Origin of the sequence: Oribacterium sp. P9, assembly GCF_046365365.1 — a bacterium.
Taxonomy (GTDB): domain Bacteria; phylum Bacillota; class Clostridia; order Lachnospirales; family Lachnospiraceae; genus Oribacterium.
The window spans coordinates 1-7,479 of sequence record NZ_JBKEIS010000030.1 but is presented as its reverse complement, the minus strand read 5'-3'; the positions used below and the strand labels follow the sequence as shown (position 1 = coordinate 7,479).

Genomic DNA, 7,479 nt, shown 5'->3' with positions numbered 1-7,479 from the left:
CATTGTGGGCAGATCTTCGCATCCTGATCAAGATGACACAGAAGGTCTCTCGATGGAAGCTTGCAAGACTGAAGATCTCTTACATCTCCAATATAGAATTTAATCTTTTCTGCAACTTCAGGCATTCTCACCTGGAAGTCATGTCTCATATCATCCTGTTTCTTTTCATCGCGTGAGAATACACGGATTTCTCCGATGTCGGTCTGTAAAAATCTGTTGAGAACAGCATTTCCAAAAGAACCAGTTCCACCGGTGATCATTAACGTTTTATCCTTAAATAGACTCATTGTCTTTTATCTCCTTCAATTATCCATTGTATTAAATTACAATCTCCACCATCTCATGCCAGATGCGTTAAGTTCATCTACTTTGTAGAGCCCCTTTACATCCAACAGAACCTTCTCATCATCCGCGCCGTCTTTGAAGAGCGCCTTAATATCAGCAAGGCTCATAGCTCTGAACTCATTGTGAGCAACTGCAACGATAACGCAATCGGCATCCTTCACGTCTTCAAGCTTTGTCAGAGTCACACCATATTCATGCATGGCATCTCTTTCGCTGGCCCAAGGATCGACAACCACAGGGGTAATGCCGTATCCATTTAATCTCTTAATGATATCGTCCACTTTACTGTTTCTGGTATCCGGGCAGTTCTCCTTGAAGGTAAGACCAAGAATTACTACCTTGGAATTCTTTGGAGCCTGACCCGCTTCAATCATCTTTTTGATGATACGGCCATTATTTAAACATAAACAGAAATAAAAGTATTAATTGTCGTAGGGTTCTATATAATTATCTACCTAATATTCTTGAGACATATTGCTTCAATCATTAATTTTGCATTGGGTGATAAATTTTTTATAAACAATGGCAAAATGATACTAGAAAGCAATTCTGTTGCAAGTGAAGCCAACGCCGCACCAACCGCTCCCATACACGGAATTAATAAAACGTTTAAGAAAACATTCGTAACAGCAGCACACATATATATATATTTGAGATATTTTTGCTGCCCTTCTGATACAATCCATGCGTTTCTTGCAACACCCAAGTAAGAAAATGCAGTATACCATGTTACCGTTTTTAGAACAGGTACAGCAGGCAAATAATCCATTCCATATAGAATACCGATAATAAAACGTCCAAAAAAAACAAACACAAGTGAAACAATGAATGATACATAAAACACTACTGCGTACAATTGCCTGTTCTTCTTTTCATAAGCCATTTGACTTTCGTTCTTTAATCGTAATATTGATGGGTAAAGGGAATCAATAATCGCTTGTAAAACAAAAGTCCACATGGCGCATATTGCTGTTGCAGTTGCATAATATCCCACTTCACTCTCATTCATCATCTGTTTAAGCATCAACTTATCTGTCTGCCCGTAAACCGAAACCATAATAGAGGAAAGTATATAGTTGTAGCTGACAGACAAAAGTGATTTAGATTTTCGAAATGAAAATTTTAGCTTTGTGCCTCCATGTCGCAAATAGGATATAAACAAAAAAATCGCAATCACTATGTAATCCACAGAAGTTGCGAAAGCAAACCAACGCACATCCTTTCCCATAATTAACAACAGAATCTTATATGCTGATGTAACAATGTACGCACATAGTGTTGCTAGAGCAGTTACTTTGGATTTATACTGATTTTGAAACCAAAAATTAAAAGTTTCAAAAATACGAAAAATTGAGCCTAAACTGCATAATGCTACTACAGCAATAGTCAAAGGCTCGTTTTTATCAACAATCGAGACTATTCCGATAATCATTAAAGCGGATAAAACGCTGGAGACAAATCTCAATAGCAGAGCAGACCCAATTGCCTCGCCCTGCTCATCGGGATTATCTACAAAGTCTTTGATTATGACAGAATTAATACCGAGTGAACATAAAGAAGAAAAGAATGACACATATGCGCCACCATAGCTTATTAACCCATAATTTCCTGGTCCAAGATACCTTGCTGTTAATACACCTACAAATAATGATAAAACCATCTGTAGGATTCTTCCACCGATTAGCCATCCTGCATTTTTTATTTCCTTATTTCGAAATAATCTTTCCATTTTACTTGTCATCTATCTAATCCTATTGCCCTCTTTGCTATCTCCTTATATGAAAACTCATATCGTGCCCGGTTCCATGCCGCCTCAGCCATTTTCTTATACTTATCTTTATCCTTATATAAACTCAATATCCGTGCCTTTATTTCATCTTTACTGTTTTGTCTCAGAAATTCTGCTGAACCATCTACATTACATTCACCATTTTGGACTTCACCGATGTCTTTTATAGTTAAACCTGCTTTCCCTAGGACATTAATCTTCACAAGAGTTTCCACATCCTCAGCAGAGTAATCGATGGCCTTTCCATTAGACGTGGCAGATGCAGAACTAAATACCCCCGCCTTTTTATAGTCTTTAATCTTTTGACTGGAAATTCCATACATTTCTTCTATCTCTTTCGCTTTCATTTTGTTATTCTCCTTTGCTTGCAACACAAGGATAAACCGGGGGATAAACACCCCTGTCAACAGTTTTTTCACCAAAACAGTAAAAAATTTAACTCACCCTTTAAACCATACCTTGTCGTCGTCAATAACGAACCCGTCAAGTTTCATATTAAGATTGAACTGATTGTCAGCTTCGATGCCAGGACCTGTCTTTTCCAGGTCTTCCAATGTCACCCCGCTCCTAAAATAGGAGAAAAAAGACATTCCATTATTCGTGGAGTAAGTACTGGTGCCTTCCGACATAGCTCCATTGCTGTTAAAATATGGAGTAGAAATCAAAAACAACTCTAATTTTTCTCTCTCCTTAGTATTCATTTGTAGAGTCATGGGCTCCCATGAGCTGCATACTTCACACATCACAGTAAATATGTTTTTATCTTCCTCGTTTTGGAATATAGTTATGTTTTCCGTATCTCTCAAGAATGGATATGGTTCTAAAGGAATCTCATCTCTTCTCCTGAAGTATTCACGATTGAAAGAATAAATACCTGTCTCATATCCTCTCTTTGGAATATCTTCTGATTCTGGTATTTTCCATTCCTTCCCTATCTTCTCCGCTGATCTAAGTTTTCCTCTACGTATCCATTGCCTAACGGTGACTTCCTCTACACCATACTTTTTCGCGTATTCTTCAACCGTCAGTTTTCTAAATGTTCTGTTAATAACCTCGTAGCTACCTGAAGAGGTAAGCCCGCGAGAATGTACGTTACCATCATCATCAACCCGGAAAGAAAGTTCCAATAGTGTACATACGTCCAATTTAATACCATCGAAAAGTTTGGTTATTGAATAATGCCACCAGGGATCAGTTATCGTCATTATTGGCATATCCTTGATACTTTGAATAAACCCTTCCAGTAGTGACTGCATCGCATCGTAGTAAGCAATAGAGTGCTTGTTTTCCCTCTTAAGTCCATCCAGTGTTTGCTTCTTTATAAGTCGGCTTACTTCCAACAGGGACTTCTTATCCCTGATCAAGCACCTTGTGATAAACTCTGGCTCGGGAGATTTATTTGTGAATTTATATCCTTTCATGTGGCATCCTCCTCATTGTCAAATATATTATATATTACAGTTTTGTATTTTTACAATACATATTGTATTTTTACAATACATCTTAATAATAAAAGCGATGAAATTATTTGGCAACAAGTCCACAAGTGACACAAGTGTCTCTATATACCCTTACGCGCGTATATGCGTGCACAGGTGTATATTTATATATTAGATACACGTTAAATCATAATAGAAAAACTTGTTCCTGTTCCTATATCTTGTTCCACCAATGGTTAGGGTTTTGTGTGGTGTTGGTTTGGTGAGTTGATGGAATGGATAGCTAAAACGAAAAAAAAGCCCTCCAGCTTGAAGTGGAAATACCACAACAGCCAGAAGGCTTTTATGTTAAGATTGGTAAGGGTGATTATTTATGCTGCCATCCGACTATGGACTGAGCGCATACGATCCGGAAGCCTATGTCGCCATCGCTGTGGATGATTTACTCCGGAACACTGATGTGATCAGAAACACAAGCAAAGAGTACCTGGGAATGTTGTCTCTCTACGCATTAAGAAGAAGCATCCGGCTGTTTTCCGAAAAAGATGAAAGCATCTGCAGAGCCTTTAAACTGGCTGATGAGAACTTTGATCCTTTCAACATGAGTGAAAACTTGGTGAGATGTCTGACCGATTTGATTGAAAAATAAAAAAAGCCCTCCAGCCTGTAAATGGTAACTACCATCACAAGCCAGAGGGCTTCTATTCTTATTATTAGTGGGCTCTACCCACGTTTTTATTCTTCGATGGGTTCTTTCCCACCTTTTCCTTAATCCTTCATCCTCGCCTTGCATTGAGGGCAGATAGACTTCTCCATGTTTGCGTGATATCCACATTCAGAGCAAGTGCAGCTGACGAGGTATTTTTTCCCCGTCACTGAGGTTGAATCAGTGACTTCATCATGTATCCAGTGTGGCTTCTTTTCTTCCATGCCAATATAATACACCATCCTCCCCGGTTCTTCCACCTCTTCATCCAGCCTCTAATCTTCCCCAAAAACAACCACTATCATCCATCCCGAAAAAAACACCAAACCATTTGGTATAATTAGAGAGTATGAATGAACAAGAGAGCAGAATCAGCAAAGAGAACAGAATAATCAGAAAAGCCAACTGTGAGTTGGATAAAGAAAACAAGGAACTGAAAGCCAGGGTCAAGGACTTAGAGGAAGAAAACAAAAGACTGGATGAATCAGTCCGGGCTTTAAAAGATGAGCTCTTCAAACTGATGGTGGAGAATGAGGAACTGAAAAGGAGGAACTAGTCCTCCTGTTTTTATTCTCCCTTAAAGTATAGCGCTCTCCACTTCAGATGAGTATCAATCTTCTTCCCCAGCTTTTTATTGGACCAGATGACAACGGGATAATCTGTATCCTCCCAGTTCTGGCGTATGACCGCAAGGTCTACCTTGTTCAGGTATTCCGCATTCTTGAATACGGTGTATCTCCGTATCTCCAGCACTTTCCATTTTGCACAGTCAACCACATCCGCATCTGCTGTGTCGAAGTCCACCTTTCCCTCGACTATCAATATCTTCTTCTGCTCCAAAGCGGTGGCAAGCACTTTTTCGAATTCTACCACTAATTTTTTACCTTCTTTCTCCGCCACTCCATATTACCATAATCTCTTCACGATTTATGGAAACGCGGTTTCCATTTTGTGGTGTATCTCTCCACCACTTTTTATAATTCTTCCCCTGTTTTCTTCCACGGTACCGTCACAGCGTCCCTTATCAGCTTAATCTGATATACAGGGAATACCGGGCTATCCGTTCCTATTTTGTTAAGAATATCTATCAATCCTTCAGCTATTTCCGTTGCCTCTTGCCTGTTTTCGTTCATGAAGTAGAAGTTCAGCTTTTTTAATAAGTCGCCCATCAGAATATCAAGATAAGGTACATCTTCCTTCTTGATGAACTTTCCTTCATGCTTGTCACTGACGACCATCATTATTTTTGCAAGCTCATCCACAAATGTATCTATATTCATTTCTACCGGATAGAGCACTGTGTCATTTGTGAATGGCTCGCTGTCAGATGAATCTCTTAGAGCGAAATGGAGCTCGCTTCCCTCGTATGGACAGAGCAGTTTAAATGCATCCTCTGGAGAATATAAATGTCCATCAATCCGGATGCCATCATACTCCACCATGGCCAAACCAGTCTCGTTCACAGCAAGAACGTATTTGTCGGTCAAGTACTGGTCAGGTGAATCTATCCCTAACTTAGTTCTTCCAGACCTATGGATGGAGAGGTTCTGCAGGCTGATGATTACCTTGTCGATCAGTCTTGCGCAGCAGGCTTCCTGGTCCTCCAACTTTCCCATAACAGTGAACTCGTATTCTGTATCAGGCTGGCCTGCCATGACCTTCCCATTCTTCTTCAGCTTTTTTACTTCAATCGCTTTGAAGATATAATCTACTGTCGGGCCCATAATCTCAAAGACAAAGATATGCTTCTCGTGGTTTGCATCAAACACCCCGATTGCTCCGCCTTCATCCACTTTGACGGTCTTGCCATTTGGGAGAAGGAATGCATGCGAGGTATCCGGAGCAAACAGGAAATCACCAACCGGTCTGCCTCTTACCTTCTTCTTAGACGGCCATCTTGTACCAAGCGTTTCTTCATCTATTTCAGGAAGGACAACTTCTTCCTGTCTGGACACGAACTCAACAAGTCTTTTATATAACTCATCGTCATCCTCTTCTTCATCAATTGCAGGAGCGTAGGTGTATTCGTCGATTTTTTCGATTCTACTTTTCTCCTGCTGTTCTTCAGCCTTTTTCATTTCAAGCATCTGTTTTAAATGATCAAGCGTTTTATCATTTTTTTCTATCAGCTCTAAAATCGCATCAGATGTGACAGGTGGTTTTGCAGGCTGCGGTTTTGGCGGTTCTGGAGTATTGTCCTCCATAGCTCTTCTTTCCCGGTACTTTCTCTTTCTTTCGAGGTTGGCCTGGTGTCTGGCCTCATTCTCGGCCCTGCGTCTTGCTTTCTCTTCTTCTATCTGTTCAGGTGTCATTCCTGGGTACTTCTTCTCATCCATTTGTCTTTTGGCCTCCTCTATTTCTTTTTCGTGGTCTTCCACCACATTTGTCTCTTTCATCTTGTCACGTTTCCGCTGGTTTCTTTTTCTCCTTGCCTCGGTGGAGACGTTGGAAATGTCATAACCGTCAGCGGTAAAGTCGGCGTTGTACGTTCCTCTCTGATATGGTGTGAGTGCATTGAGCAGGCTCTTTTTGATGGAGAGCTTTTCCATTATCTCGTTATCGCTCAGGCCTTCTTCTCTCAGCCCCGCTATTTGCTCAACCAAATCCACTCCGTCCTTCTCAAAGGAATACACACCACCAGTCACCAGGAGTTTTCTGATCTTCCCCATGGATAGGCCGAACTCCAGCTCCATGTTCTTCATCCTGGTCTTGCCATCTTTCCCTTTAAAATCCTCTTTAGGTGGATTAAGATAAAAATCAGATACAGCCTTCACCAATTCATCTCTGGCTCTTTCAGGATTGTAATCCGGATTCTTTTTTGGTCTTCCCATGGTCCCTACCTCCTTGTGTCCTTACTTTATCTTATTTATTTTTGCTTTTCAATAGTTTCCGTGACATTCCATGTTTTTAGTGCTAAAAAAATGAAGCCCACCAGATTTTATTCCGATGAGCTTCTCATCTTTTTCTTTTTCTCCGCACCTTCCGGTGTGGTTTTTTTCTTTCTTTTCTTTGTGGTGCTTTCTTCACCACTTCTTTTCTCCCCACTCCAATTGGAGTGTTTTTTGGTAAAATAAAGAGGATGGAAACAGGTAAATTATTAAGAGAATTAAGGCATTATTTAAAAATTTCCGTAAAAGTGCAGTTTACAGAGCTCAGCGGTCGCTGTTCCGTTTTTGAGCGGCCGCTTTCCGATGCAAAAC

Annotated in this window: 10 protein-coding genes; 2 read left to right on the top strand and 8 right to left on the bottom strand. The window is 40.3% G+C overall.

Annotation, left to right across the window (positions count from 1 at the left end; genetic code table 11):
* From ACK8P7_RS10640 to ACK8P7_RS10620, 5 genes are all read right to left on the bottom strand, one after another.
* A partial coding sequence (locus ACK8P7_RS10640) for a polysaccharide biosynthesis protein (protein WP_410044178.1) occupies positions 1 to 287 on the bottom strand: 287 nt, incomplete at its 3' end.
* Positions 288 to 323: 36 nt separating this feature from the next.
* Complete coding sequence (locus ACK8P7_RS10635; protein WP_410044177.1) at positions 324 to 719, bottom strand: UDP binding domain-containing protein; 396 nt, start codon at positions 717 to 719, stop codon at positions 324 to 326.
* Positions 720 to 796: 77 nt separating this feature from the next.
* Positions 797 to 2,086, bottom strand: coding sequence for a flippase (locus tag ACK8P7_RS10630; protein ID WP_410044176.1), 1,290 nt, complete (start codon positions 2,084 to 2,086; stop codon positions 797 to 799).
* Positions 2,083 to 2,481, bottom strand: a complete 399-nt coding sequence (locus tag ACK8P7_RS10625; protein ID WP_410044175.1) for a MerR family transcriptional regulator — start codon at positions 2,479 to 2,481, stop codon at positions 2,083 to 2,085. Before ACK8P7_RS10625 ends, ACK8P7_RS10630 begins: the two co-directional genes overlap by 4 nt.
* Positions 2,482 to 2,574: 93 nt before the next feature.
* On the bottom strand, positions 2,575 to 3,555 hold the full coding sequence (locus ACK8P7_RS10620; RefSeq protein ID WP_410044174.1) for a helix-turn-helix domain-containing protein: 981 nt from the start codon (positions 3,553 to 3,555) through the stop codon (positions 2,575 to 2,577).
* A gap of 391 nt (positions 3,556 to 3,946) precedes the next feature.
* Here ACK8P7_RS10620 and ACK8P7_RS10615 point away from each other — a divergent pair, with 391 nt between their 5' ends.
* Positions 3,947 to 4,222 (top strand): hypothetical protein, encoded by a 276-nt coding sequence (locus ACK8P7_RS10615; protein ID WP_410044173.1) that lies wholly within the window; start codon positions 3,947 to 3,949, stop codon positions 4,220 to 4,222.
* A gap of 119 nt (positions 4,223 to 4,341) precedes the next feature.
* Here ACK8P7_RS10615 and ACK8P7_RS10610 read toward each other — a convergent pair whose 3' ends face one another.
* Entirely contained in the window at positions 4,342 to 4,503 is a 162-nt protein-coding gene (locus ACK8P7_RS10610; RefSeq protein ID WP_410044172.1) for a hypothetical protein, read from the bottom strand.
* 125 nt (positions 4,504 to 4,628) lie between these two features.
* On the opposite strand from ACK8P7_RS10610, the gene ACK8P7_RS10605 reads away from it, so the two are divergent.
* Positions 4,629 to 4,835: a hypothetical protein gene (locus ACK8P7_RS10605; RefSeq protein ID WP_410044171.1), complete on the top strand. Its 207-nt coding sequence runs from the start codon at positions 4,629 to 4,631 to the stop codon at positions 4,833 to 4,835.
* An 11-nt stretch (positions 4,836 to 4,846) separates the two neighbouring features.
* Here the strand turns inward: ACK8P7_RS10605 and ACK8P7_RS10600 are convergent, their stop codons facing one another.
* Together ACK8P7_RS10600 and ACK8P7_RS10595 are read right to left on the bottom strand one after the other, a co-directional pair.
* On the bottom strand, positions 4,847 to 5,179 hold the full coding sequence (locus ACK8P7_RS10600; protein WP_410044170.1) for a hypothetical protein: 333 nt from the start codon (positions 5,177 to 5,179) through the stop codon (positions 4,847 to 4,849).
* Positions 5,180 to 5,253: 74 nt separating this feature from the next.
* Entirely contained in the window at positions 5,254 to 7,110 is a 1,857-nt protein-coding gene (locus ACK8P7_RS10595) for a cell envelope integrity protein TolA (protein ID WP_410044169.1), read from the bottom strand.
* Positions 7,111 to 7,479: the final 369 nt, after the last annotated feature.

Excerpts from the sequence above, each read along its gene's own strand:
- ACK8P7_RS10635 (WP_410044177.1), bottom strand. The coding sequence starts at position 719 with ATGATTGAAGCGGGTCAGGCTCCAAAGAATTCCAAGGTAGTAATTCTT.
- ACK8P7_RS10630 (WP_410044176.1), bottom strand. The coding sequence starts at position 2,086 with ATGACAAGTAAAATGGAAAGATTATTTCGAAATAAGGAAATAAAAAAT.
- ACK8P7_RS10605 (WP_410044171.1), top strand. The coding sequence starts at position 4,629 with ATGAATGAACAAGAGAGCAGAATCAGCAAAGAGAACAGAATAATCAGA.
- ACK8P7_RS10620 (WP_410044174.1), bottom strand. The coding sequence starts at position 3,555 with ATGAAAGGATATAAATTCACAAATAAATCTCCCGAGCCAGAGTTTATC.
- ACK8P7_RS10625 (WP_410044175.1), bottom strand. The coding sequence starts at position 2,481 with ATGAAAGCGAAAGAGATAGAAGAAATGTATGGAATTTCCAGTCAAAAG.
- ACK8P7_RS10595 (WP_410044169.1), bottom strand. The coding sequence starts at position 7,110 with ATGGGAAGACCAAAAAAGAATCCGGATTACAATCCTGAAAGAGCCAGA.
- ACK8P7_RS10615 (WP_410044173.1), top strand. The coding sequence starts at position 3,947 with ATGCTGCCATCCGACTATGGACTGAGCGCATACGATCCGGAAGCCTAT.
- ACK8P7_RS10610 (WP_410044172.1), bottom strand. The coding sequence starts at position 4,503 with ATGGAAGAAAAGAAGCCACACTGGATACATGATGAAGTCACTGATTCA.